Below are 26205 nucleotides of genomic sequence, written 5' to 3' on the forward strand. Positions count from 1 at the left end.
TAGCGGTCAACGGAGCTTTCGGCAACGTGGGCGCGCGTCGATCAACAGAAAGTGACCGAGTCATCAGTCAGTCAACGGCAGCCAGGGCGGCCCGGCACTCGGTCAGCACGCGGTCCGCGGCGGCCCGCAGGGCGGCCGGATCCGGACCCGCGCCGAGCACCTCGCGCGAGTACGACGGCAGCACCGCGGGCAGGCTCGACCCGAACACGACGCGCAGGTCCGCGGCCGTGGCGCCCTGCGCACCGAGGCCCGGTGCCAGCAGCGGGCCGTTCACGCCGGCCAGGTCGTGGCCGGTGTCGCCGACCGTCGCCCCGACCACGAGACCCATGCTTCCCAGCGGCTCCGCACCCGCGTTGAGCTGGGAAATCTCGTCGATGACGGTCTGCGCGACGGTGCGCCCGTCGGCCGTCCGCGCACGTTGGACGGCGGCGCCCTCCGGGTTCGACGTCAACGCCAGCACGAAGACGCCGCCGCCGTGCCGGGCCGCCAGTTCGAACATCGGGGCGAGCGAACCGACGCCCAGGTACGGGCTGGCGGTCATCGCGTCGACATACAGCGGACTCGATGGATCAAGGTAGGCCGAGGCGTAGGCGGCGACGGTCGAGCCGATGTCCCCGCGCTTGACGTCGGCGACAACGAGCGAGCCAGTGTTACGTAACTGTCGGATAGTTGACTCAAGGATGGCCACACCTCGGGACCCGAACCGTTCGAAAAAGGCCGACTGGGGCTTGATCACCGCGACCCGGTCACCGAGGGCTTCCACGACTGTTCCGGCGAACCGGTCGAGCCCGCGTACGTCGTCGTCGAGGCCCCACCGGGCCAGCAGACCGGGGTGCGGGTCGATGCCGACGCAGAGCGGCCCCCGCTCGCTCATGGCCCGGTGCAGCCGGGCGCCGAAGGTCTCCATCGCAGTGCCTCCCTCTCCGCGTACCCCGGCGCAGGCCCGCCCGGGCACGTTCCTCGCGCGGGCGACGCGCGCCGCCCGCGTACGGCCGCTCAGCCCGCCCTGACGGCGGCCGCGACCCCGGCGGTGATCCTCGCCAGGTCGGCGTCGTCGGTGACGTACGGCGGCATGGTGTAGACCAGGTCCCGGAACGGCCGCAGCCAGACGCCCTCGCCCACGGCGGCGGCGGTGGCCGCCGCGATGTCCACCTCGTGGTCCAGCTGCACGACGCCGATGCCGCCGAGCACGCGTACGTCGATCACGCCGGGCGCACCGCGCAGGGGCCCCAGACCGGCCCGCAGCCCGTTCTCCAGTCGTGTCACCTGCGCCGACCAGTCCCCCGCCCGCAGCAGGCCGAGGGAGGCGTTGGCGACCGCGCAGGCCAGCGGGTTGCCCATGAAGGTGGGGCCATGCGCCAGCACACCGGCCGCGGAGATGCCCCGGGCGACCTCCGGTGTGCAGAGCGCGGCGGCCAGGGTCAGGTAGCCGCCGGTCAGCGCCTTGCCGACGCAGAGCACGTCCGGCGTGACCCCGGCGTGCTCGGCGGCGAACATCCGGCCGGTCCGGCCGAAGCCGGTGGCGATCTCGTCGAAGATCAGCAGTACGCCGTGGGCGGCCGTCACCTCCCGCAGCACCCGCAGGTAGTGCGGGTGGTGGAACCGCATCCCGCCGGCGCCCTGCACCACCGGCTCGACGATCACCGCCGCCAGCTCGTGCGCGTGGCGCTCGACCGCCTCCACGAGCGCCGCGCAGTAGGACTCGTCCGGCTCCGCGTCGAAGCCGGCCGGCGGCACCGGGGCGAAGACCTGCCGGGGCAGCACGTCCCCCCAGAGGTGGTGCATCCCGCCCTCGGGGTCGCAGACGCTCATCGGGTGGAAGGTGTCGCCGTGGTAGCCGCCGCGCCACGTGCCCAGCCGACGGCGTTCCGGGCGGCCGGTGGCCCGCTGGTACTGCAGGCACATCTTCACCGCCACCTCGACGGACACCGACCCGGAGTCGGCCAGGAACACGTGCTCCAGGCCGTCCGGGGCCAGCTCGACCAGCGTGCGCGCCAGCGTGACCGCCGGGGCGTGGGTCAGCCCGCCGAACATCACGTGGCTCATCCGGCCGAGCTGGTCGGTCACCGCCGCGTCCAGCACCGGGTGCCGGTAGCCGTGGATCGCCGCCCACCAGGACGACATCCCGTCGACCAGCTCCCGGCCGTCGCCCAGTCGCAGCCGTACGCCCTGCGCGCCGTCCACCACGTACGGCGGCGACGCCGGTGGCAGCGCCGCGTACGGGTGCCACACGTGCGCCCGGTCCCCCGCCAGGACCTCCTCGGGTGTCATCCGCGCCACGCCCTAGATCGACGCCGGGGTGGCCGGCGAGGGGCGGGAGGTGGCCGCCGCGCGGGCGGCGGCGCGGACCAGCGCCGGGCCCCGGTAGATGAAGCCGGTGTAGAGCTGGACGAGGGCCGCTCCGGCGTCGAGCATCCGGGCCGCGTCGTCCGGGTCGAGGATCCCGCCCACGCCGATCACCGGCAGCCGGCCCGCGGTCTCGCGGTGCACGAAGGACACCACCTCCCGGGCGCGGGCGGCCAACGGCCGGCCGGACAGGCCGCCGGTCTCCGCGCCGCGCTCCCGGTCGGCCGGGGCGAGCCCGTCGCGGGCCAGCGTCGTGTTGGTCGCGATCACCCCGGCCGCGCCCCGCGCCAGGCAGACCTCCAGCAGCTCGGCGATGGCCGGCTCGGTCAGGTCCGGAGCGATCTTCACCAGCACCGGCTTCTCCCCCACCAGGGCGGCGAGCAGCGCGTCCAGGTGGGCCCGGTCCTGCAACGCGCGCAGGCCCGGGGTGTTCGGCGAGGAGACGTTGACGGCGAAGTAGTCGCCGTGGTCCCGCAGCGCCCGGTACGAGGCCAGGTAGTCGGAGACCGCGTCCTCCAGCGGGGTCACCTTGGACTTGCCCAGCGAGATGCCCAGCGGCACCCCGATCGGGCGGGGCAGCGCCGCCAGGCGCGCGGCCAGGGCCTGCGCGCCGGCGTTGTTGAAGCCCATCCGGTTGACCACGGCCTCGCTGCCGCGCAGCCGGAACAGCCGGGGCCGGGGGTTGCCCGGCTGGGCGTGTGCGGTGACCGTGCCGACCTCGACGAACCCGAAGCCCAGCGCCGGCCAGGCCGGCAGCGCCGCGCCGTCCTTGTCCATCCCGGCGGCGAGCCCCACCGGGTTCGGGAACTCCACCCCGAACACGGTGCGCGGGGCCCGTACCAGGTACCGGGCCCGCAGCGCCGTGAGCGCCGCCGGCCGCCGGGACAGCGCTGCGAGCCGGTGCAGCGTCCACTCGTGCGCCGCCTCGGCGTCCCCACCGCCGATCCGGAACAACCCCGGCCGTACGAGCTTCTCGAAGAGCACGCCCGTCACTTCGCGGCCCGCAGGGCGGCGTGCAGGTCCTGGAGCGGGCGGACCTGCATGTCACCCCGGATGCGCGCCTCGATGCCCATCACCGCCGCCGCCGCGCCGGGAACCGTGGTGATGCACGGGATGTCGGCCGTCACGGCGGCGCTGCGGATCTCGTAGCCGTCCGAGCGGGCGCTCGCCCCGGAACCCTGCGGGGTGTTCACCACCAGGGCGACATCGCCGCCGAGGATCAGCGACACCGCGTCCTCGCCCGCGCCGGACTCGTAGTGCTTGCGGATCTGCTCGCAGGCGATGCCGTGCCGGCGCAGCACCTCGGCCGTGCCCGTGGTGGCCACGATCTCGAAGCCCAGGTCGGCCAGCCGCTTGATCGGGAAGATCATGCCGCGCTTGTCCCGGTTGGCCACCGACACGAAGATCTTCCCGCCGGTCGGCAGCGAGCCGTACGCGGCGGACTGCGACTTGGCGAACGCGTGCCCGAAGGAGGTGTCGATGCCCATCACCTCGCCGGTCGACTTCATCTCCGGACCGAGCAGCGAGTCGATGCCCTTGCCCGAGCGGGTACGGAACCGCTTGAACGGCAGCACCGCCTCCTTGACCGCGATCGGGGCGCTGTCCGGCAGCGAGCCGCCGTCCCCGGTGGCCGGGAGCAGCCCCTCGGCGCGCAGCTCGGCGATCGTGGCCCCCAGCGCGATCCGGGCCGCCGCCTTCGCCAGCGGCACCGCCGTGGCCTTGGAGACGAACGGGACCGTACGCGAGGCGCGCGGGTTGGCCTCCAGCACGTACAGCATGTCGTCTTTGAGGGCGTACTGGACGTTGAGCAGGCCCTTCACGCCCACCCCCCGCGCGATCGCCTCGGTGTAGCGGCGTACCTGGGCCACGTGCGACCCGGCCAGGGTGATCGGCGGCAGGGCGCACGACGAGTCGCCGGAGTGGATGCCGGCCTCCTCGATGTGCTCCATCACGCCACCGAGGTAGACCTCACCGTCGGCGTCGCAGAGCGCGTCCACGTCGATCTCGATGGCGTCGTCGAGGAAACGGTCCACCAGCACCGGGTGGTCCGGGCTGATGTCGGTGGCCCGGCCGATGTAGTCGCGCAGGGTGGCGTCGTCGTAGACGATCTCCATGCCCCGCCCGCCGAGCACGTACGACGGCCGGACCAGCACCGGGTAGCCGATCTCGTCGGCGATCGCCTTCGCGTCGTCGTACGAGGTGGCGGTGCCGTGCGCCGGGGCCCGCAGGCCGGCCCGCGCCAGGACCGCGCCGAACGCGCCGCGCTCCTCGGCCAGGTGGATCGACTCCGGGGTGGTGCCGACGACCGGCACGCCGGCGTTCTTGAGCCGCTGGGCGAGGCCGAGCGGCGTCTGCCCGCCGAGCTGCACGACCACACCGACGACGCCGGGACCGCCGGCCGCCCGGCCGGAGGTGTCCTCGGCGTGCCAGACCTCCAGCACGTCCTCGAAGGTCAGTGGCTCGAAGTAGAGCCGGTCGGCGGTGTCGTAGTCGGTGGACACCGTCTCCGGGTTGCAGTTGACCATGACGGTCTCGAAGCCGACGTCCCGCAGCGCCATGACGGCGTGCACGCAGGAGTAGTCGAACTCGATGCCCTGCCCGATCCGGTTCGGTCCGGAGCCGAGGATCAGCACCTTCGGCCGGTCCGATCCGGCGACCTCGGTCTCGGCGTCGTACGACGAGTAGTGGTACGGCGTGGACGCCTCGAACTCGGCGGCGCAGGTGTCCACCGTCTTGTAGATCGGCCGGATGTCCAGCCGGTGCCGCAGCGTACGGACGCCGTCCTCGGCGGCCAGTTCCGGGCGCAGCGCGGCGAGCTGCCGGTCGGACAGGCCGGCCCGCTTCGCCCGGCGCAGCAGCTCCGCGTCGAGCACCGGGGCGTCCACGATCTCCGCACGCAGCTCGACCAGGGCGGCGATCTGGTCCAGGAACCATGGGTCGATGCCGCCGGAGGCCGCGGTGACCTCGGCGATCGACGCGCCCAGCCGCAGCGCCCGCTCCACCGCGTAGAGCCGGCCGTCATGCGGCATCCGCAGCGCGGCGAGGGTGTTCTCCTTCGTCGCGTCGGCCGGGTCCGGAGTGGTCCAGAAGCCGGCGGCCTTCGTCTCCATCGAGCGCATCGCCTTGTTCAGCGCCTCGGTGAAGTTGCGGCCCAGGCTCATCGCCTCGCCGACCGACTTCATGGTGGTGGTCAGCTCCGGGTCCGCGCCGGGGAACTTCTCGAACGCGAACCGGGGGATCTTCACCACCACGTAGTCCAGCGTCGGCTCGAACGCCGCCGGGGTCTTCAGGGTGATGTCGTTGGGGATCTCGTCCAGGGTGTAGCCGATGGCGAGCTTGGCGGCGATCTTCGCGATCGGGAAGCCGGTCGCCTTCGACGCCAGGGCGGAGGAGCGGGACACCCGGGGGTTCATCTCGATCACGACGATCCGGCCGTCGGCCGGGTTGACGGCGAACTGGATGTTGCAGCCGCCGGTGTCCACACCGACCTCGCGCAGCACCGCGATGCCCAAGTCGCGCAGGCGCTGGTACTCCCGGTCGGTCAGGGTCATGGCCGGCGCCACGGTGACGCTGTCGCCGGTGTGCACGCCCATCGGGTCGACGTTCTCGATCGAGCAGACCACCACGACGTTGTCGTGCCGGTCGCGCATCAGTTCGAGCTCGTACTCCTTCCAGCCGAGCACGCTCTCCTCGATGAGCACCTCGTGCACCGGGCTGGCGGCCAGGCCGTCGCCGGCGATGCGGGCCAGCTCCTCGGGGGTGTGCGCCATGCCGGAGCCGAGACCGCCCATGGTGAACGACGGCCGGATCACCACCGGCAGGCCCAGCTCCGCGACGGTCGCCTCGACCTCCTCCATGGAGTGGCACACGCGCGAGCGGGGCACCAGGCCGGTCGGGTCCTCGACGCCCAGGCGTACGCCGGCCTTGGCGACGATGTCCTTGAACAGCTGCCGGTCCTCGCCGCGCCGGATCGCGTCGATGTTCGCGCCGATCAGCTCGACGCCGTACTTCTCCAGGACGCCCGCCTCGTGCAGGGCGACCGCCGTGTTCAGCGCGGTCTGCCCGCCGAGGGTGGGCAGCACGGCGTCCGGCCGCTCCTTGGCGATGACCAGCTCGACGAACTCCGGGGTGATCGGCTCGACGTACGTGGCGTCGGCGAACTCCGGGTCGGTCATGATCGTCGCCGGGTTGGAGTTGACCAGGCTGACCCGGATGCCCTCGCTGCGCAGCACGCGGCAGGCCTGGGTGCCGGAGTAGTCGAACTCGCAGGCCTGACCGATGACGATCGGCCCGGAGCCGATGACGAGGATGTGCTTGAGGTCTGTGCGCTTAGGCATTCTTTCCGCCCTCGATGAGCTCGGCGAAGCGGTCGAAGAGGTAGTCCGCGTCGTGCGGGCCGGCCGCCGCCTCCGGGTGGTACTGGACGGTGAAGGCGGGCACGTCCTTCGCCCGCAGCCCCTCGACCACGTTGTCATTGAGGCAGACGTGCGACACCTGGACGCCGCCGAATTCGGTCTCGATCACCTGGTCGGGGACGACCACGCCGGGCCTCCGGCCCGGCGCCTGCACCGCGCTGAGCTCCTGTTCGCGGCCCGACACGTCGACCGCGAAGCCGTGGTTGTGGCTGGTCACCTCGACCTTGCCGGTGGCCCGGTCCAGCACCGGCTGGTTGATGCCCCGGTGGCCGTAGCCGAGCTTGTACGTGCCGAAGCCCAGCGCCCGGCCGAGGATCTGGCTGCCGAAGCAGATGCCGAACAGCGGCACCTTCCGGCTGAGCACCTCGCGGGCCAGCGCCACCGGGCCGTCGGCGGTGGCCGGGTCGCCCGGGCCGGGCGAGAGGAACACCGCGTCCGCGCCCGTGGCCAGCAGGTCGTCGATGGTGGAGTGGGCGGGCAGCACGTGGGTGGTGACCCCGCGCGCGGCGAGCCGGCGCGGCACGTTGCGCTTGATGCCCAGGTCCAGGGCGGCGACGGTGAACCGGTGCGCACCCTGCGCCTGCACGACGTACGGCTCCGCGGTCGTCACCTCGGCGGACAGGTCGGCGCCGACCATCTCCGGCGACTGGCGGACCCGGGCCAGCAGCGCGCGGGGGTCGGTCTCGACGCTGGAGATCCCGACCCGCATCGCGCCGCGCTCGCGCAGGTGCCGGGTCAGCGCCCGGGTGTCCACGCCGCTGATGCCGACCACGCCCTCGGCGGCGAGCCGGTCCTCCAGCCCGCCGGTGGCGCGCCAGTTGGAGCCGATCCGGGCCGGGTCGCGCACCACGTACCCGGCGACCCAGATCCGGCCGGACTCGTCGTCCTCGCCGTTGACGCCGGTGTTGCCGATGTGCGGCGCGGTCTGCACCACCACCTGGCGGTGGTAGGAGGGGTCGGTGAGGGTCTCCTGGTAGCCGGTCATGCCGGTGTTGAAGACGGCCTCACCGAGGGTCTCCCCGACGCTGCCGTACGCCTCGCCGTGGAACGTGCGCCCGTCCTCCAGGACGAGGACTGCCGGCCTGCGCTTCACCATGCTGTGCCTCCTTCGATCCGGACTGCGGGGCTCCGCTCCGCTGCACTCCTCGCTCGGATCACTTGACAGCCTTTCCGTCCAGGACCGTCGGCTCGCCACGCAGGAAGGTCGCCACGATGCGACCCGGCAGCGTCATGCGGGCGTACGGGGTGTTGCGACTGCGGCTGGCCAGCTCCGCCGGCTCGATCACCCGGCGGGCGGCAGGGTCGACCAGGGTGAGGTTGGCCGGCACGCCGGGCGCCGGGTCGACGCCGTGACCGTCGAGGCCGGCGATCCGGGCCGGGGTGCGGGACATCCGCTCGGCGATCAGGTCCCACTCCGGACCGAGCACGTCCAGGGCGATCGACAGCGCCGTCTCCAGGCCGAGCATGCCCGGCCGGGCGTACGCCCACTCGCACTCCTTGTCCTCCACGGCGTGCGGGGCGTGGTCGGTGGCGATGATGTCGATGACGCCGTCGGCGACCGCGGCGCGCAGCGCGGCGATGTCGGTGGCGGTGCGCAGCGGCGGGTTGACCTTGAAGACGGGGTTGTAGGCGCCCGCTGGGCTCCAGTTGTTCGCGAGTGCGGGGCTCGCAAGCTCACTCCTCCCGCTCACGACCTCGTCGGTCAGCAGCAGGTGGTGCGGTGTCACCTCGGCGGTGACCCGGACGCCGCGGGCCTTGGCCTGGCGCAGCACCTCGACGCTGCCGGCGGTGGAGACGTGACAGACGTGCAGGCGGCTGCCGACGTGCTCGGCGAGCAGCACGTCCCGGGCGATGATCGCCTCCTCGGCGACCGCCGGCCAGCCGGTCAGCCCGAGCCGGGTCGACACCTCGCCCTCGTGCATCTGGGCGCCCTCGGTGAGGCGGGGCTCCTCGGCGTGCTGGGCGATGACCCCGTCGAACGCCTTGACGTACTCCAGGGCCCGGCGCATCAGCTTCGGGTCGGCGACGCAGTGCCCGTCGTCGGAGAAGATCCGCACCCGGGCGGCCGAGTCGGCCATCGCGCCCAGTTCCGCCAGCCGCTCGCCGGCCAGGCCGACGGTGACCGCGCCGATGGGCTGCACGTCGACCAGCCCGGCCTCCCGGCCCAGCCGCCAGACCTGCTCGACCACGCCGGCGGTGTCGGCGACCGGCGAGGTGTTGGCCATCGCGCAGACCGCGGTGTAGCCGCCGAGCGCCGCCGCCCGCGACCCGGTCTCCACCGTCTCGGCGTCCTCCCGGCCCGGCTCGCGCAGGTGGGTGTGCAGGTCGACCAGGCCGGGCAGGGCGACCAGCCCGGTGGCGTCGACCACGGTGGCGTCCGGCGCGGTCAGGCCCGCGCCGGTCTCGGCGACGACGCCGTCGCGGATCAGCAGGTCGGTCGGCGCGGCGCCGACGACGCTCACGTTCTTGATCAGGTACGCGGTCACCGGTTGTTCCCTCCGAGCAGCAGGTAGAGGACGGCCATCCGCACGGAAACCCCGTTGGCGACCTGTTCGACGATGGTGGAGCGGGGTGAGTCGGCGACCTCGGGCGTGATCTCCATGCCCCGGTTCATCGGGCCGGGATGCATGACGATCGCGTGCTCGGGCAGCCGGCGCATGCGCGAGCCGTCCAACCCGTAGCGGCGCGCGTACTCGCGGGCGGACGGGAAGTAGGAGTCGTTCATCCGCTCCCGCTGCACCCGCAGCATCATCACCACGTCCGACTGCGGCAGCACCGCGTCCAGGTCGTAGGAGACGTCGGTGCCGGGCGCGAGCGCCCCCGCGATGTCCACCGGGATCAGCGTCGGCGGGCCGACGAGGGTGACCTTCGCGCCGAGGGTGGACAGCAGCAGGACGTTGGACCGGGCCACCCGGCTGTGCAGCACGTCGCCGACCACCGCGACCGACAGGCCGGCCAGTCGCCCCAGCCGGGAGCGCATCGTGTACGCGTCGAGCAGCGCCTGGGTCGGGTGCTCGTGGGTGCCGTCGCCGGCGTTGACCACCGACCCGTCGACCCAGTCGGCGAGCCGGTGCGGAGCGCCGGAGGCGGGGTGCCGGACGACAACCGCGTCGGCGCCCATGGCCTGGAGGGTGAGCGCGGTGTCCTTGAGGCTCTCGCCCTTGGTGACGCTGGAGCCCTTGGCGGAGAAGTTGATGACGTCGGCGGACAGCCGCTTCGCCGCCGCCTCGAACGAGATCCGGGTGCGGGTGGAGTCCTCGTAGAAGAGGTTCACCACGGTCCGCCCGCGCAGCGCGGGCAGCTTCTTGACCTCGCGGCCGGCGACGGTGGCCATCTCGGCGGCGGTGTCGAGGATCTCGGTGGCGGTCGCGGCGTCCAGGTCGGCGCCGGAGAGCAGGTGGCGGATCATGAGCGTCGCCGCCTTTCGTTCGCGACTGCGGGGCTCCGCTTCGCTACACTCCTCGCGCTCACTGCGTCCCTCCGTACAGCTTGACCTCGTCGGCGTCGTCGGTCTCGGCGAGGGTGACCTTCACGCTCTCCGCGAGCGAGGTCGGGATGTTCTTGCCGACGTAGTCGGCGCGGATCGGCAGCTCCCGGTGGCCGCGGTCGACCAGGACGGCGAGCTGCACGGACGCGGGGCGGCCGACGTCGTTGAGGGCGTCGAGGGCGGCCCGGACGGTACGGCCGGAGAAGAGCACGTCGTCGACGAGGATGACCCGCTTGCCGTCGATGCCGCCCGGGGGAAGCTGCGTCGGACCGACCGCGCGGGTGGCGTGCCGGCGCAGGTCGTCGCGGTAGAGGGTGATGTCGAGCACGCCGACCGGTACGGCGACGTCCTCGAAGGCGCTGATCCGGGCGGCGAGGCGCCTCGCGAGCGGCGCGCCCCGGGTCGGTATGCCGAGCAGCACGGTCTGCTGGGCGCCCTGGGTCTTCTCCAGGATCTGGTGGGCGATGCGGTCGACCACGCGCTGGACGTCGGCGCTGGCGAGGATCACCTTCACCGAGGGTTGTCGCGCGGGCGGCGACTGGGCAGCCGGTGGGTAGGCCACGGCGGACCTCCTTCCCCGCCTCACGGGACGGGTCGTTAAAGGACGTCGGATGACCGGTGGCGGGCCGCGAGCGGCCCGCACCGGGGCTTCACGCCACGTTACCAGTGGTCACCGGGCCGGCCGTCGCCGGCCACTGATCCCCTGGTCAGCGCCACGAAGACGGGACGAACGGCCCCGTGCCGCCCAACGGGAAGGTCACGACCACTTGACCGCGTGTCGCAATCCCCGTACCGTCACGCTCCGTAGCGATCGACGGGAGAACCCCGAGCAGCACTGGGAGTGTCCGAATGCCCTCTGAATACGCCAAGTCTCTGGGCGCCCGCCTGCGCTCCATCCGCCAGCAGCAGGGCCTGTCCCTGCAGGGCGTGGAGGAGAAGTCGAACGGCCGCTGGAAGGCGGTGGTGGTCGGCTCGTACGAGCGCGGCGACCGGGCCGTCACCGTGTCCCGCCTGGCCGAGCTGGCCGACTTCTACCGCGTTCCCGTCTCGGAGCTGCTGCCCGACGGCAGCGGCGTCCGCCACGAGCCCACCAGCAAGATCGTGCTGGACCTGGAGCGGCTCTACGACGAGGCGTCCGAGGACCTGGCCTACGTGGCCCGGTACGCGCGCGCCATCCAGCAGCAGCGCGGCGACTACAACGGCCGGGTGCTCTCCATCCGCGCCGACGACCTGCGGGCCCTCGCGATCGTCTACGACGCCTCGCCGTCGGGCCTCATCGAGCGGCTGACCGAGCACGGCGTGCTGGTCGCCGACCCGCGGGCGTTCTTCGCCTCCTGATCCACCTGACGAGAAGGGCCCGTGCCGTCCGGCACGGGCCCTTCTCGTTGTTCCGGTCGCGTCGACCCGGTCAGCGGGTGGCGTACTCGGCGATGCGGCCGAGGATGCCGTTGAGGAAGCGCGGCGAGTCGTCGGTCGACATCTGCCGGGCCAGCTCCACGGCCTCGCTGATCGCCACCGCGTCGTCGATCTCGTCGACGTAGAGCAACTCGTAGACGGCGATCCGGGCGAGGTTGCGGTCGACCGCCGGCATCCGGTCCAGCGTCCAGCCCTCGGCGTAGCTGGCGATCAGCTCGTCGATCCGGTCGAGGTGGCCGGCGACCCCCTCGACCAGGCTGACCGTGTAACCCAGGTGCTCCGGGCGGGGCTTCTCGATGCGCTCGATGTACCCGGCGAGCACCTCGACGGGCGGACGGTCCCGAAGATCGGCCTCGAAGAGCACGTCCAGCGCCCGCTTGCGCGCCTTGCGGCGCGCCGGCATCTGCTGCTTGGGACCCTCGGCCATCAGGCGCGGCCGAGGTAACGGCCGTCGCGGGTGTCGACCTTGATCTTCTCGCCGGTGGTGATGAAGAGCGGCACCGGCACGGTGGCGCCGGTCTCGACGGTGGCCGGCTTGGTGCCGCCGGTCGACCGGTCGCCCTGCAGACCCGGCTCGGTGTAGGTGACCTCGAGCACGACGGAGGTCGGCAGCTCGATGTAGAGGGGGACGCCCTCGTGGGTGGCGACGGTGGCCTCGGCCTCGGGCAGCAGGTAGTTGGCGGCCTCGCCGACCGTGCCGCCGGGCACGGTGATCTGGTCGAACGTCTCCAGGTCCATGAAGACGTAGTCCTCGCCGTCGGCGTACAGGTACTGCATCGTGCGCTTGTCCACGGTCGCGGTCTCGACCTTGGTGCCCGCGTTGAAGGTCTTGTCGACCACCTTGCCGGACAGCACGTTCTTCAGCGTGGTACGCACGAACGCACCACCCTTACCGGGCTTGACGTGCTGGAACTCGACGACGGCCCACAGCTCTCCGTCGAGGTTGAGTACCAGGCCGTTCTTCAGGTCGTTGGTGGTGGCCATTTCCTGCCTTGATCATCAATTGGCGGACAGACTGAGCAAGTCTACTAGCTGCGACCGGGTCCGCCGCCCGCCGGAGTCTTTCCGGTACCCACCGCCACATCCGGGGCCGCCGTGACTGTGACGCAGGGTGACACCAGGTGACCGTGAGCAGCGCAACGGGCCGCCGGGTCAGGAGAAGCGGGTGGCCAGGTGGTGCAGGGCCAGGCGGTAACCGTCGACGCCCAGCCCGCAGATCACACCCGTGGCCACCGCCGAGACCACCGAGTGGTGCCGGAACTCCTCCCGGGCGTGGATGTTCGAGATGTGCACCTCGACCAGGGGGGCGCGCAGCAGCGCACAGGCGTCCCGGACGGCGACCGAGTAGTGCGACCAGGCGGCCGGGTTGAGCACCACCGCGGCCTCCTCGTCGGCCGCGGCGTGCAACCAACCGAGCAGTTCGTGCTCGGCGTCGGTCTGCCGCACCGTCACGTCCAGGCCCAGCTCCCGCCCGGTCGCCTCGCAGAGCGCCACCAGGTCGGCGTACGTGGTGGCGCCGTACACCTCGGGCTGCCGGGTGCCCAGCCGGCCGAGGTTGGGACCGTTCAGCACGTACACCCGGCGGGGCCGGACCGGCGCGGTGCCGGCGCTCACGCCGCCACCTGCCGGTAGGCGGCGTGGAGCAGCTCGTCGTCGGGGCCTTCCAGCATCGCCGGACGGGCCAGCCCGTCGAGCACCACGAAGCGCAGCCGGCTGCCCCGGGCCTTCTTGTCCACCCGCATGGCGGCGAGCAGCTGCGGCCAGGCGCCGGCCGGGTAGCTGGTCGGCAGCCCCAGTGCGGCGACGGCGGCCCGGTGCCGCGCGGCGGTGGCCTCGTCGAGCCGGCCGGCGAGGCGGGCCAGAGCCGCCGCGTACACCAGACCGACGGCGACCGCGTGGCCGTGCCGCCAGCGGTAACCCTCCACCTTCTCGATCGCGTGGGCGAGAGTGTGGCCGTAGTTGAGGACCTCCCGGACGCCCGACTCCCGCAGGTCGCCCGAGACGACGTCGGCCTTGACCCGGATGGCCCGCTCGATCAACTCCCGCGCCACCGGGCCGGTCGGGTCGGTGGCGGCGGCCGGGTCCCGCTCGACCAGGTCGAGGATCACCGGGTCGGCGATGAAGCCGCACTTGACCACCTCGGCCAGGCCGGCGGCCAAATCCGCCGGGGGCAGGCTGTCGAGCGTGGCGAGGTCGGCGAGCACGCCGACCGGCGGGTGGAACGCGCCGACCAGGTTCTTACCGGCACCCGTGTTGACGCCGGTCTTACCGCCGACCGCGGCGTCGACCATGCCCAGCAGCGAGGTCGCCACCGGCACCCACCGCACGCCGCGCAACCAGCAGGCCGCCACGAAGCCGGCCAGGTCGGTGACCGCGCCGCCGCCGACCCCGACCACCGCGTCGGTACGCGTGAAGCCCGCCTCGCCCAGCCGGTCCCAGCAGGCGGCGGCGACCTCGATCTGCTTGCCCGCCTCGGCGTCCGGCACCTCGATCGGCAGCGGGGCGACGCCGGCGGCGCGCAGCCGGTCACCGAGTGCGTCGGCCAGGGCCTTGAGCGGGGGCGCGTACAGCACCGCGACGCGGTCCGCGCCGGGCAGCAGGCCGGGCAGCCGGTCCAGCAGGTCACGTCCCACCAGCACGTCGTACGGCCGTTCGCCGCCGACCGGGATCCGGGTCACGTCGTCCATCGCCGGCAGCCTAGTCCAGCGCCGGGCCACGACGTGGCAACCGTCCACGGACAGGGACACCTCAGCGTCGCGCCCATGCGGCGAGCCGCGCGGCGTGGGCGGCCACCTCGTCGCGCAGCGCGTCCGGCGCGACCACCGTGAACGGCCACCCCAGCCCGGCCAGCAGCGCGGCCATGCCGTCCAGCCGCTCGACGCGGGCACGCAGCAGCACCCCCTCGGCGGTGGCGGTCAGCTCGGCCACGCTGGGCGGGACCCGTCGCCGGACGGTGGCCAGGTCGGTCTCCAGGAGCACCTCGACCTCGTGCGCCCACGGGACGGCGGCCAGGGAGCGGGTCACCTGCGCCACCGGGTCGAAGCCGTCGGGCGTCGTGAAGGTCCCCTCCCCCGCCGTCACCTCGGCGATCCGGTCCAGCCGGAACGTGCGGACCTCGCCACTGTGGTGGTCGTGGCCACTCACGTACCAGCGTCCGACGTGGAAGACCAGACCGTACGGGTCCAGCTCCCGGTCGGAGGGTGCACCGGAACGGGAGCGGTACGCCATCCGCACGCGCCGCCCCTCACGGGCCGCCGTGGCCAGCACCAGCAGCGTGCCGGTGGCCGGGCGGGCGTCCGGCTCGACCCGGCGCAGGGTGAAGGCGAGGTGCTCGCGGACGGCGGCCAGCCGGTCGGCCAGCGCGGCCGGCAGCACCCGACGGATCTTGGCGGCGGCGGTGGCGGTGGCCGGCTGCTCGGTGCCCAGGCCGAGCCGTTCGGCGGCGACCAGGCCGAGCAGGACGGCCACCGCCTCGTCGTCGGTCAGCATCAGCGGAGGCAGCTTGTACCCGGGGAGCAGCCGGTACCCGCCGTAGCGGCCCCGGTCGGCGGTGACCGGGATGCCCAGGTCGACGAGGGTGGCGGCGTAGCGGCGCACGGTGCGCTCGTCGACGCCGAGCCGGTTGGCCAGGTCGCCACCGGTGAGCCGGTGGTGGCTCTGCAGCAACTCCAGCAGCCCGAGAACCCGTCCGGCCGGATGCGACACGCGAAACTCCTCGGAAAGCGGGCGGAACCTGTCCGGATTCGATCGTACGGTCGTGGTGACGACGACACGTGAGGGGATCGCAGATGGCGACGTTCGTACTGGTGCCGGGCTTCTGGCTGGGTGGTTGGGCGTGGCGCGAGGTCACGGCGGACCTGCGCGGGCGGGGGCACGAGGTGTACCCGCTGACGCTGACCGGGGTGGCGGAGCGGGACCACCTCGCCGGCCCGGAGGTCGGGCTGGAGACGCACACCCGGGACATCCTCCGGCTGCTGGAGGTGGAGGACCTGCGCGACGTGCTGCTGGTCGGCCACTCCGGAGGCGGGCTACCGGTGGCGCAGGCGGCGGACCGGTCCCCGGACCGGATCGGCCGTGTGGTCTACGTGGAGAGTGGGCCGATGCCCGACGGCATGTCGCAGTTCGACAGCAACGAGCCGGAGGAACAGGAACGGCTGCGCGAGAAGATCGGTGCCGGGCACCTGCTCCCCCCGCCCGACTGGGATCCGGCGTCGGACCCGCGGAACCTGGCCGGGCTGGACGACGCCACGCTGGCCCTCCTGCGGGCACGCGCCACCCCGCATCCGCTGCGCGCCGCCACCGACCCGGTCCGGCGTACCGGCGGGCGGGCCGTGCCGACCGCCCTGGTCGCCAGCACGTTCCCGCTCGACGTGGTGGAGCAGATGATCGCGCAGGGGCACCCGTTCTTCGCCGGCCTGGCCGGCGGCCAGGTGCACGCGCTCCCCACCGGGCACTGGCCGATGCTCAGCGAGCCGAAGGCGCTGGCCGACGTCCTCGACCGGATCGCCCGGGGCTGACCGGCCTCACCGCTTCAGCAGGGACGCGACCTCGGCGACGATCGAGTCGAGGTCGCGCCCGTCGGTGACCACGGTCGCGGTGGCCACCTCGGCGTAGAGCGGGCGGCGCTGCTCCATCAGGTGCTTCAGCGTGGCGCGCGGGTTGATCGCCAGCAACGGGCGACCGGCGCCGAGACCGACGCGCTTGACCGCGTCGGGCAGCTCGACGGAGAGGTGCACGACCCGGTGCCCGACCAGCGCGGCGCGGTTCTCCTCGGCGAGGACCGCGCCGCCGCCGAGGGCGAGCACACCGGGGCAGGAGGCCAGGGCCGCCGCCACCGCCGCCCGTTCCAGCGTACGGAAGTGCTCTTCCCCCTCGTCGATGAAGATCTCCGGGATCGGCTTGCCGGCCATCCGCTCGATGTCGAGGTCGGTGTCCCGGAACTCCACGCCGAGCACGTCGGCGAGCGCCTGCCCGACCGTGGTCTTGCCGGAGCCCGGCGCACCGACCAGGACGCACACCGGCGCCATCAGCGGATCACCAGGGCGTCGAGGTAGCCGGCGAGGTTGCGGCGCATCTCGTCGACCGAGTCACCGCCGAACTTCTCCACCGCGGCCTCGGCGAGCACCAGCGCCACCATCGCCTCGGCGACCACGGCGGCGGCGGGCACCGCGCAGACGTCGGAGCGCTGGTTGATGGCGGTGGCCGGCTCCCCGGTGGTCACATCCACGGTGGCGAGGGCCCGGTTCAGCGAGGAGATCGGCTTCATCGCGGCCTTCACCCGCAGCGGCTCGCCGGTGGTGATGCCGCCCTCCAGGCCGCCGGCCCGGTCGGTGACCCGCCGGACGCCGGTGGCGGTGGGCAGGATCTCGTCGTGCGCCTCGGAGCCGCGCGAGCGCGCCTGCTGCCAGCCGTCGCCGATCTCCACGCCCTTGATGGCCTGGATCGACATCAGCGCGGTGGCGAGCCGGGCGTCGAGCTTGCGGTCCCACTGGACGTGGCTGCCCAGGCCCGGCGGCACCCCGTACGCCAGCACCTCGACCACACCGCCCAGCGTGTCGGCGGCCTTCTTCGCGGCGTCGACCTCGGCGACCATCCGCGCGCTGGCCTCGGGGTCGAGGCAGCGCAGCGGGTCGGCGTCGATCCGCTGCGCGTCCTCCGGCCGGGGCCGCAGACCCGGCTTCGCGGCGACCGGTCCCAGCTCGACCACGTGCGAGACGATCTCGATGCCCAGCGCCTGCTGGACGAGGGCCTTGGCGACCGTGCCGACGGCGACCCGGGCGGCGGTCTCCCGGGCGCTGGCCCGCTCCAGGATCGGACGGGCGTCGGTGTGGCCGTACTTCTGCATGCCGGCGAGGTCGGCGTGACCGGGCCGGGGTCGGGTCAGCGGGGCGTTGCGGGCCTGGCCGGCCAGCTCGTCGGGGTCGACCGGGTCGGCGGCCATCACGGTCTGCCACTTGGGCCACTCCGAGTTGCCGACGCGGATGGCGACCGGGCTGCCGATGGTGCGGCCGTGCCGGAGCCCGCCGATGATCTCGACCTCGTCCTGCTCGAAGGCCATCCGGGCACCCCGGCCGTAGCCGAGCCGGCGCCGGGACAGCTCGCCGGCGATCTCGGTGGTGGTCACCTCGATCCCGGCGGGCACCCCCTCCAGGAGCGCGACGAGGGCGGGGCCGTGCGATTCACCTGCAGTCAACCAGCGCAACACAGCGGTCAGTCTGTCACGGCGGGTGGCCGGGCCGGAGCGGTGCCCGTGCTGTCCCGCCCTGCGGACGCGCTCCTCGCCAATCGGCCACCGATTCTTGCGGGAACGCGGGGAACCCGTACGATCATGGCGGCGCGCCGGGAAGTCTGGTCGGCAACTCCTTCGTCGACCCGTCGGGAGCTTCCGGTGCTGCTCTTCGCGTTCGCGGCCGTCCTGCTGCTGGCCGTCCTGCTCTCCAGCCTGGCCCACCGCACGATCCTGTCCACGGCGGTGCTCTTCCTGGCGGCCGGCTTCATCCTCGGTCCGGAAACCACCGGGGTCCTGAACATCACGGCGGACAGCCCGATCGTCGCCACGCTGGCGGAGCTGGCGCTGTTCACCGTGCTCTTCACCGACGGCATGCGGGTCGGTTGGGCGGACCTCCGCTCGGCCTGGCGGCTACCCGGCCGGGCGCTCGGCTGGGGCCTGCCGCTGACCCTGGCGATCACCGCGCTGCTCGCCCACTACGTGGTCGGACTGGACTGGCCGGAGGCACTGCTGCTCGGGGCGATCCTCGCCCCCACCGACCCGGTCTTCGCCGCCGCGCTGGTCGGCAACGAACGGGTACCCGGGCGGCTGCGGCACCTGCTCAACGTCGAGTCCGGCATCAACGACGGCCTGGCACTACCGTTCGTCATCCTCTTCCTGGCGGTCGCGGCCGGCTCCGACGACCTGCACCTGGACGAGCTGGGCACCGAGCTGCTGCTGGGGCTGGTGATCGGCGTCGCGGTGCCGTGGCTGGCGCTGCGGCTGGAGCGCAGCCGGTTCTTCTCCGCCTCCACCCAGTACGAACCGCTCAACGGGGTGGCGATCGGCCTGCTGGTGCTGGCGCTGGGCCAGGTCACCCACGCCAACCTCTTCCTCGCCGCGTTCGCGGCCGGCGTCACCGTGGCCACCTTCGGCGAGCGGCAGCGGGAGAGCTTCGAGCACTTCGGGGAGCTGATCGCGGAGCTGTTCAAGCTGGGCGCGTTGCTGGTCTTCGGAGCCTTGATCTCGATCGAGTTCCTCGGCGAGATCTCCTGGCCCGGCTGGGTGTTCGCCGCGCTGGCCATCCTGGTGGCCCGTCCGCTCGCACTGGCCGTGTCGTTCCTCGGCTCGCACCTGACCCGCACGGAGCAGTTCGCCGCGATGTGGTTCGGTCCGAAGGGCTTCGCGTCGGTCGTCTACGGGCTGCTGGTGCTCCAGGCCGGCATCCCCGCCGGCGACGAGATCTTCCACCTGGTGGCGCTGACCATCGTGCTGTCGATCCTCGCCCACTCGTCCACCGACATCGTGATCGCCCGGATCTTCGACCCGGCCACCACTCCCCACTGGTACGAGAAGCTGCGCCAGGCGTCCAAGGAACGACGGGCCCGCCAGCGCGACCGCGGACTCGTCGAGCCCGAAAGGAGCGCCCCCCACGGCGACGACGACTGAACTCCGCCCTGTCAGAGGGGCTCGGAACCTCTGCCGTCGTAGACCGTCGGCTGAATGGCGTCCCCGCCAGTCGGGGCCTCGGATGGCGCGAGACGGTACAGCGGTGCACCATCCACGGCGCGGAACGGTGTCGGGCCACACCGCAGCGCCTCCGCCGGGCGGCGCGGCCAGCCCCGATAGGGCAACAGGGTCGATCGCCACACCAGACCAACGCCGTCGGCGAACCCATCGTGGTCGTCCTCCACGTCATCATCACGTCCGGTAGTAGCGGACGACCCGGCCCGAGGGCGTCATAGCCTTCGACGGTCCCCCGGCCGGTGGTGCTTCTGCAAGGCAAGCGTGGCCGGTACGTCACAGGACGCACCGGCCACACTCACTATCTGTCAGCCGATCCGGTCAGGATGGCTTCGCGCCAGCCTGATCCAGTTGAGCACGAGCAGCAGAACCACCACCGTCAGCACGCCGACTGCCAGCCAGATCTGCTGATCACGGTGAAACAGAATGAGATGCATCACCAGGCTGAACGACAGGCCCAAGGTTCCGAAGAGAGCGGCGAAACTCCGACGGGACAACTGCCTCGCCGCTCCCCACCATCGGCCGCTGCGTGGCGGCTGTCCCTTGAGCCAGACAACGACGACGGCGTAGGCAGCCAGCACAATGCCAGCGAGTTCCAACAGGTACAGAACGCCGTTCGCCAACTTCATTTCCGCCTTCTCGAAGATGGTTAGGTCCACACGTACGAACACCTCAGCTGCAACGCGGGCCCAACGAGTAACCCCACCAGCTGTACCGGGTCCTACCGAGGAGCTTGTACTTCCGCCACTTGTAGGTGCCTCGCAGCTTCGCTCCATCATTGTTGTTGCAATAGGTGGAGTACCACCACTGCAGCCCACCACCGATGATGGCGCCGATGATCGCCCCCGGCACGTTGCCGAAGTATGCTCCGATCGCGGCACCGGCAATCGCCAACACCCATCCGCCGGAGGTGAACCAGGCGTGGCCCAGCCGGCAGCGAATGTTGAGGTTGAAGCCAGAGTAGTTCCACCCAGCAATCCTACCGACCACCGTGGTTTTCCACGATTCTCGGCAGCTGAAGTGCCACTTGGAGTACAGGCCGGAAGTGTCGGAGCAGTTGACGCCGTCACCTGAGCAATAGTCGTAGGCATTGGCGTTGCCGCCGTACACCGGATCGGACGAGAGGAACCGGCCCGTCACCGAGTTGTAGAGTCGCGCACCCATGAGCATCATCCCGATGGGGGTATCCGCCGCCCGCTGCTCCGAACCCAGCCAACCGTATCGGCGGGAGCCCACGTCGACGGTGTTGCGGGGTTGCCCGGACTCGTTCTGTTCACTGGTGTATGCCAGTCCGAACGCGGACTCCGTCATGCCAGCAACGTGGTCGCCGTGCAGGTTGGTGATGACCCACGACAGCCCGGTGCTCCGGAACGTCCCGAGCATCTTCGTGAGCCCGGCAATCGGACGGCTGAATGCCGAGTTGCCCTCGTCGGTCCAGACCGGAGTGTCCTCATCATCACCGTAGTGGTGGCGCAGTGTCACGGCCGACCCGGAGGCATTGTCGGTCCAGGAACGGATCCGGTTGGCAATGACGTCCAAGGTATAGCTCGCCGTCCGGGTTCCCTGGGTGATCGATCGAACCATGTCGTTGACGTGATAAGTCAGCGCGGGGACCGCCGCCGTACCGGTTGGCGCATCGCCGCTCGGCAAAGCGGTGGTCCGACCCAAGGCGTCGAGGACGTACCCGGTGGCTGTGGACCGATCGGCGCTGTCGTAGTCCCAGACCCGGTTGCTGGCGGCGATCCCCGTCTGACACCCGCCACCCGTTGCCGGACCGTACGACGTGAGAGCGGTTCGGTTGCTGCTCTCGCCGAGGTCGTACACCCGAGTGGTGCACTGGCCGCCCACCGTGTCCTGGACTGACGTCAACCGACCGGACCGATCGTAGCTGAACGACTGGCTGGACAGGTTGGACTGCCTGCTCCGCTTCTGACCATGGGCGCTCGATTTCACCGTCTCGGTGTACACGGTGCAATCGGCCTGGCCGCAGCCAGCCTGGACGTACGTCACCTGTACGACGTTGCCCGTCTCGTCGTGTACCGGCGTGACGGTCACGCCGTTCGGCCACGTCTCGGTCGAGAGCGCCCCGTCGGCGTCGTACTGGCCGGTGATGGTACCGGCCTGGGAGTCAACGACCTGGGACGCCAGTCCCCGCCGCTCACTACCCCCGTCGTAGCTGTACGTCTGGGTGCCCTTCCCATCGCTTCTCGTCGCTGGCCGGGACAGCAGGTCGTACGTGGTGCTCGTCACATTACCGTCGGCATCGGTGTACGAGGTTTGGCGACCCAGACTGTCGTACGCTCGCACGATCTCTGCTGTGACCGCGTTGCTCGCGTTCAAGGTCTGGCTGCGAAGGAGCAGTCCCGTCGCCTGTTCGTAGACGTTACGGCGCTTTTCCAGCGGCTCGCCGAGACCGGTCGCGCTGATCGTCGTCTCCCACTCCCGGCCTGCGGCGTCGTACGACACCTGAACCCGACGCACCTCCGTCGCGCCAGACTTCTCCGACTTCACACGGACCTGGCCGTACATGTCGTAGGTCGTCACCTCGGCCGTCAGCGGATGCCCCACCTCGGGCTGGCCACCCGCCTGAGTACGGCACACCCGGCCAGCCCATTCGGCGTGTCCACCGCATTCGGGGTGCACCGAGTTCGCCGCCGCCGTGTAGTAGACAGTGATCCGGGTCGCGGGCGTGTTATCCACGCTGCCGCCGCCGGGCGTGGTGTTGGCGATGACGCGACCGCTCGAGTCGTATGTCGTTCGCGTTACCAGGTTCAGCTCGTCCGGGTCGACGGTGACCTGGATCGGCTGCCGCAGCGTCCAATCATACTTGGTGGTCGTGGTCCGCGTGTCGGCGTCGACGGTCTGTCCGGCGGCTACGTAGCTGACGGAGACCTGCATCGTCGTCACGAGGTTGAACGGCCCGCCGCTGGCGGGTGCGTCCTCGTCATAGGTGTTCCGAGTATGCGTCCGCCCGCGTACCACCGTGCCCGCGGGCAGCAGCACGTCATGCTCGGGTCCGAACGTCTCGAGCAGCTGCTGTCCGTCGGCCGAGTAGACCGTGTTCTCAGTGAGCTTGGCCGCGAGTTGCGCTTCGGCAGCGGCGTCGTCGCTGGCCGACGCGTCAAGCGCCCGCTTTCGGTTACCCGCGGTGAGTTCACCGACCACGTTGCCGAAGCCGTCGTACCAAGTGGTGCTGATGTTCCCGCCCGGCTTGGCGCTGTTGACCGTCCGCGCGTTGGCGTCCAGGTAGGTCACCGTCGCCCGCTCGTAGGAGTTGGGAAGCGTCCCGGTGGCAGGATCACCGGTCGGCACCTGGGTGGCGGGGAACACCGCCGTGACGTCGGTCGGCGGTTCCGTCTGCCCCCACCGCGCGGTCTGCCCGGCGGACAGGTCGTACGGAGCGCCGGTGCCCGAGGTGGGCACCTGGTAGACCACCGTTTCCACCGCGGTGCCTGCGGTGAGCGCGGAGCGGGTGACCTTGTGCAGCCGGCCCGTGCCCGGGTCGTTCGGCACGGTGGTGTAGGAGAACTGCCACGGCTGCTGAGCGGGCGGGGTCAATGAGGTGATGATGCCGTCGCCGTTGTAGTAGTAGACGGTCCGCACCTGTTGACCCGAGTAGTCCAGGCGGGGGTCGGAGGCGGTGCGCAGTCGACCGGTGTTGTCGTAGGTGTAGCGGGCCAGCACGACCGTGCGCATCGCCGGGGTCGACAGATCCGGGTCCCAGGCGGTGTAGGAGATCTGCTTCACCCGGCCGACGTAGTCACCCCAGGTGCCGTCGGCGAGGCCGGTGGCGGTCGTGGCGGTGGCGTAGGTGAAGGTCAGGGCGCGGCATCCCTTGACCAGGGTGGTGCACGTGACGCCGGCCGGAACCGGGGCCAACATCCGGGTGGGCCGCATGATGTCCGTCGAGCCGACCGTGACCTTCTCCCAGGAGTACGTCGTGGTGTCGCCGGAACCGGGTGCCGTGGCCGAGGTCGGTGTGTAGACACCGGCCGGGTCGGTCGACGTCCGACTGAAGGTGACCACGTTGCCTTGGCCGTCGGTCAAAGTGAAGGTGCTGGCGGCCGAGTTGAACGTCAGCTTGTAGGACTCCGCGCCGACCTGCGGCTCGTAGTTCACTCCGGCACTGTCGACCTTGGTGAAACCGATGGTCGAGTCGTCCGGCAGCTTGACCTGTACCAGGCTGCCGTAGGTGGTCAGCCTGGTGTAGGGAGCGTCCGCGTCCGAGACGACCAGGCCGGAGACCCAGCCGGGACCGAAGAGTGGGTCGAGGCCGAGCGGCTGACGGCTGTTGAGGGTCCGTGAGATGCCGAGCCCGGAGACCGAGACGTCGGCTTCCGAGATCCGATAGTTGCCGGTGATCAGGTTGACCGAACCGGGGCCGACCTGGGCGGTGTCCGCCGAGGCGAGGTTGCGGTCGAACCGGAACTTCACCGGGTCCGCCGGCGCGCCGTAGTTGCTCAGGTTGAAGTAGGCACGGACCTGGACCGGGCCGTCCCGCGAAATGCTCGCCGCGTCGACCGAGGCCAGGGTGGCCGCGACGTCCCAGTTCAGCTTCGGCGCGGTGCCGTTGGAGAGCGCCACGGGCCAGGTGACGGCACCGCCCCCGACGGCCTGGGTGACGTGCGCGGCGGGGATGGCGACCCAACTGTCCGAGCCGCCGCGCCGCCACTGGTAGGTGACGTCGACGAACGACGGGGCGGCGGTGGAGCCGAGCGGCACCTTCGCGCCGCTGACGTCGCCGGCCCGCGGCGAGGTGACCGCACCGTTGCCGACCTTAAACGGGTAGCTGCGCAGCGCGGTGACGTTGCCCGCCGAGTCGCGGGTGCGCGCCCAGATGTTGTGCCAGCCCGGAGTCAGCGGCGTGATGTTCACCGTCGCCGGGGCACCGGGGGAGGGAGCGTTGACCACCCGGTTCGGCGGCTGGACGTCGAGGCTGTACTCGTACGCCGCCGCGTCGGCGATGCCGTTGGGGTCGAAGGTAAAGGCACCGGCGACGTTGGCGTCACCGCCCCACTGGTTCTCGGGGTAGGTGGTCGAGCTGACGATCGGCGGACTGCCGATCGAGGTGTCCACGGTGAACTCGCAGAACGACGACCAGGTGCCGTTCACCGTGCCGTCGTTGCCGCGCACCCGCCACTTGTAGGAGATGCCGTGCGCCATGACGCCGGTCGGCACCGGTGCGCTGAACGTCGACCCCGAGGCGGCGGTACCGGTGATAGAGCTGCCCAGCTTGGCCGTGCCGCTGAGCGTCCACCACTCGAACTCGGCCTTGACCGAGGATCCCTCGGCGTCGGAGATGACCGACTTCAGCTGCGGGGTCGCCGTGTTGACCTTCGGCCGGGAGGAGCCGGTCACGCAGTCGGTCGCCGGAACGGTCGAGCGGGTCCCGACGGTCGGGTACGAGTTGTAGTTCACCACCGCGTACGGCACCTGGCTGTTGTCGGCGGCGTTGCGGGAGCGGAACTGCTTGAAGCTGTTGACGGTCGTCTCGTCGGTACCCCGCACCCCCATGTAGGCGGTGGACTGGTTGGCGGTGGCGGCGCGCTGGAAGAACGTCGTGCCGCTGATGCTCACCCAACCGTCGGTGCAGGCCGAGCCGCCCTTGGTCTGGGTGGAGGTCGCTTCCTTCTGCACCCAGCTGGGCTGGCTACCCCACCGGGTGGCCGACGACGCCGCACCGGTGCTCCAGATCTCCCAGGAGGTCGCGGTACAGGTATGCGACCAGAAGTTCCAGAAGTTGACCGTCGCCGAGGTGATCTGCTTGCCCTTGAGCGCCGAGACGCCCCAGTGGACGAACGCCCGGGCCTTCACGTTCGGCGTGCCGACCAGCAGACCGAGCTGGAGGTCGTTCGCACCGCCCCGGTCGACGGTGTCGCCCTCCTTCACGTAGGTGTCGAAGGTGGTGTACAGCGGGTTGATCTGCGGGTCGATGGTCACCGGGTACTGGGTCGCCGGGTCCTTGAGCCACGTCCGGTCGGGGTTCAGCCGCATGGTGAGGCCACCGGCCTCCCGCCCGAGCCGCGTGGTGGGCAGCTCGGCCTTGGCCGAGACGACGGCCCGCCGGGTCGGCTCCTCGGTGCCCGCGGCCCGCTGGGCGTCCCACATTTCCGGCGCCGGCACGGCCGCGACCGGCCGGCCCTTGGCGTCCTTGAGGACCAGCCCGCCGGAGCTGTCCTGGGTGAACGAGGAGAGTCCCTTGCCGGTCAGCGGGAACGTCAGCGCCGGCAGTCGGTCCACGGCCTCCCGGTTTTTCAGGGTGAGGAACTGCGCGAAGCCGGTTCGGGTGGCCTCGACCACCAGGTCGATACCGGCGGCCACCTCCGGGTAGGTCGCCCGGTTGCCGTCGAGCACAGGTGTCGGCAGCGCACCGGCCCAGCCCATGCTCAGCCGGCCGTCCCCCACCCCGACCGCGGCGAGTTCGCCGCCACCCTGACGGGCTCCGGAGATGCGCAGGTCGAGCGGGTGGGCCCGGGCGCGGACGGAGCCGTCCGCCGCCGGCTGGAGGGTGAGGTCGATCGGGACCCAGGTGTCGTTCTGCCACATCCGCACCGGACCGGCGTGGACCTTCGCCTCCACCTGCCCGTTCGGGTGAGCGACGTACTCGGCGGTCTCGGTGGTCATGCCGGTGATGCGAACCTGTTGGCCCGTCATCCGAGCGGTGATCAGAGCGGCCATCTCGTCCGGCCGTTCCAGCACCTTGGCTGGCGCCTCCGGCAGCGGAGCCGCCTCGGCTCTCCTGACCGGAATCTCGCTCATGGTGATCGCCAGGACCGCCGCCAGAGCCAAGGTCGTCAGCTGGCCCCATC

General features: G+C 71.6%; 20 protein-coding genes. 3 read left to right on the forward strand and 17 right to left on the reverse strand.

From position 1 onward, the window contains the following. Window positions 1-67 precede the first annotated feature (67 nt). From pyrF to pyrR, 8 genes are all read right to left on the reverse strand, one after another. Window positions 68-907, reverse strand: a complete 840-nt coding sequence (gene pyrF, locus ACIBR0_RS19805) for an orotidine-5'-phosphate decarboxylase (RefSeq protein ID WP_396717540.1) — start codon at window positions 905-907, stop codon at window positions 68-70. An 89-nt stretch (window positions 908-996) separates the two neighbouring features. Then, entirely contained in the window at window positions 997-2271 is a 1275-nt protein-coding gene (locus ACIBR0_RS19810; RefSeq protein WP_396717542.1) for an adenosylmethionine--8-amino-7-oxononanoate transaminase, read from the reverse strand. A 12-nt stretch (window positions 2272-2283) separates the two neighbouring features. Continuing rightward, a complete protein-coding gene (locus ACIBR0_RS19815; protein ID WP_396717544.1) occupies window positions 2284-3330 on the reverse strand; it encodes a quinone-dependent dihydroorotate dehydrogenase in 1047 nt (348 codons plus the stop codon). 5 nt (window positions 3331-3335) lie between these two features. Further along, window positions 3336-6683: a carbamoyl-phosphate synthase large subunit gene (gene carB / locus ACIBR0_RS19820; RefSeq protein ID WP_396717545.1), complete on the reverse strand. Its 3348-nt coding sequence runs from the start codon at window positions 6681-6683 to the stop codon at window positions 3336-3338. Then, entirely contained in the window at window positions 6676-7854 is a 1179-nt protein-coding gene (carA, locus tag ACIBR0_RS19825; RefSeq protein WP_396717736.1) for a glutamine-hydrolyzing carbamoyl-phosphate synthase small subunit, read from the reverse strand. The genes carB and carA overlap by 8 nt, the downstream gene beginning before the upstream one ends. A gap of 61 nt (window positions 7855-7915) precedes the next feature. Further along, entirely contained in the window at window positions 7916-9247 is a 1332-nt protein-coding gene (locus ACIBR0_RS19830) for a dihydroorotase (RefSeq protein ID WP_396717547.1), read from the reverse strand. Further along, window positions 9244-10170 carry an aspartate carbamoyltransferase catalytic subunit gene (locus ACIBR0_RS19835; protein ID WP_357034374.1) on the reverse strand — a complete coding sequence of 309 codons (927 nt, stop codon included), beginning with the start codon at window positions 10168-10170 and terminating at the stop codon, window positions 9244-9246. Before ACIBR0_RS19835 ends, ACIBR0_RS19830 begins: the two co-directional genes overlap by 4 nt. A 58-nt stretch (window positions 10171-10228) precedes the next feature. Further along, complete coding sequence (gene pyrR, locus ACIBR0_RS19840) at window positions 10229-10810, reverse strand: bifunctional pyr operon transcriptional regulator/uracil phosphoribosyltransferase PyrR (protein ID WP_396717548.1); 582 nt, start codon at window positions 10808-10810, stop codon at window positions 10229-10231. A gap of 287 nt (window positions 10811-11097) precedes the next feature. Between pyrR and ACIBR0_RS19845 the strand changes: the two genes are divergently transcribed. After that, on the forward strand, window positions 11098-11586 hold the full coding sequence (locus ACIBR0_RS19845) for a transcriptional regulator (RefSeq protein WP_013285505.1): 489 nt from the start codon (window positions 11098-11100) through the stop codon (window positions 11584-11586). A 70-nt stretch (window positions 11587-11656) separates the two neighbouring features. On the opposite strand, the gene nusB is transcribed toward ACIBR0_RS19845, so the two are convergent. From nusB to ACIBR0_RS19870, 5 genes are all read right to left on the reverse strand, one after another. Next, on the reverse strand, window positions 11657-12067 hold the full coding sequence (nusB, locus tag ACIBR0_RS19850) for a transcription antitermination factor NusB (RefSeq protein ID WP_396717739.1): 411 nt from the start codon (window positions 12065-12067) through the stop codon (window positions 11657-11659). Window positions 12068-12090: 23 nt separating this feature from the next. Further along, the gene (gene efp / locus ACIBR0_RS19855; RefSeq protein WP_357034378.1) at window positions 12091-12648 is read right to left on the reverse strand and encodes an elongation factor P; all 558 of its coding nucleotides are present in this window, start codon (window positions 12646-12648) and stop codon (window positions 12091-12093) included. A 168-nt stretch (window positions 12649-12816) separates the two neighbouring features. Then, a complete protein-coding gene (gene aroQ / locus ACIBR0_RS19860) occupies window positions 12817-13278 on the reverse strand; it encodes a type II 3-dehydroquinate dehydratase (RefSeq protein WP_357034380.1) in 462 nt (153 codons plus the stop codon). Next, entirely contained in the window at window positions 13275-14351 is a 1077-nt protein-coding gene (aroB, locus tag ACIBR0_RS19865) for a 3-dehydroquinate synthase (RefSeq protein WP_396717552.1), read from the reverse strand. Before aroB ends, aroQ begins: the two co-directional genes overlap by 4 nt. Before the next feature lie 61 nt (window positions 14352-14412). Beyond that, window positions 14413-15369, reverse strand: a complete 957-nt coding sequence (locus ACIBR0_RS19870) for a helix-turn-helix transcriptional regulator (RefSeq protein WP_396717554.1) — start codon at window positions 15367-15369, stop codon at window positions 14413-14415. A gap of 83 nt (window positions 15370-15452) precedes the next feature. Between ACIBR0_RS19870 and ACIBR0_RS19875 the strand changes: the two genes are divergently transcribed. Next, window positions 15453-16181, forward strand: coding sequence for an alpha/beta fold hydrolase (locus tag ACIBR0_RS19875; protein WP_396717556.1), 729 nt, complete (start codon window positions 15453-15455; stop codon window positions 16179-16181). Between the two features lie 6 nt (window positions 16182-16187). On the opposite strand, the gene ACIBR0_RS19880 is transcribed toward ACIBR0_RS19875, so the two are convergent. Then, complete coding sequence (locus ACIBR0_RS19880) at window positions 16188-16691, reverse strand: shikimate kinase (RefSeq protein WP_396717557.1); 504 nt, start codon at window positions 16689-16691, stop codon at window positions 16188-16190. Continuing rightward, window positions 16691-17869 (reverse strand): chorismate synthase, encoded by a 1179-nt coding sequence (gene aroC / locus ACIBR0_RS19885; protein WP_396717559.1) that lies wholly within the window; start codon window positions 17867-17869, stop codon window positions 16691-16693. Before aroC ends, ACIBR0_RS19880 begins: the two co-directional genes overlap by 1 nt. A gap of 123 nt (window positions 17870-17992) precedes the next feature. Here aroC and ACIBR0_RS19890 point away from each other — a divergent pair, with 123 nt between their 5' ends. Then, window positions 17993-19321: a cation:proton antiporter gene (locus ACIBR0_RS19890; protein WP_396717561.1), complete on the forward strand. Its 1329-nt coding sequence runs from the start codon at window positions 17993-17995 to the stop codon at window positions 19319-19321. Between the two features lie 383 nt (window positions 19322-19704). On the opposite strand, the gene ACIBR0_RS19895 is transcribed toward ACIBR0_RS19890, so the two are convergent. Together ACIBR0_RS19895 and ACIBR0_RS19900 are read right to left on the reverse strand one after the other, a co-directional pair. Then, the gene (locus tag ACIBR0_RS19895) at window positions 19705-20055 is read right to left on the reverse strand and encodes a hypothetical protein (RefSeq protein WP_396717564.1); all 351 of its coding nucleotides are present in this window, start codon (window positions 20053-20055) and stop codon (window positions 19705-19707) included. Between the two features lie 13 nt (window positions 20056-20068). Beyond that, on the reverse strand, window positions 20069-26155 hold the full coding sequence (locus tag ACIBR0_RS19900; RefSeq protein WP_396717565.1) for an RHS repeat-associated core domain-containing protein: 6087 nt from the start codon (window positions 26153-26155) through the stop codon (window positions 20069-20071). Between the last annotated feature and the right edge of the window lie 50 nt (window positions 26156-26205).

The organism is Micromonospora sp. NPDC049497 (genome assembly GCF_044465805.1).
In the GTDB taxonomy this organism is placed as follows: Bacteria; Actinomycetota; Actinomycetes; order Mycobacteriales; family Micromonosporaceae; genus Micromonospora.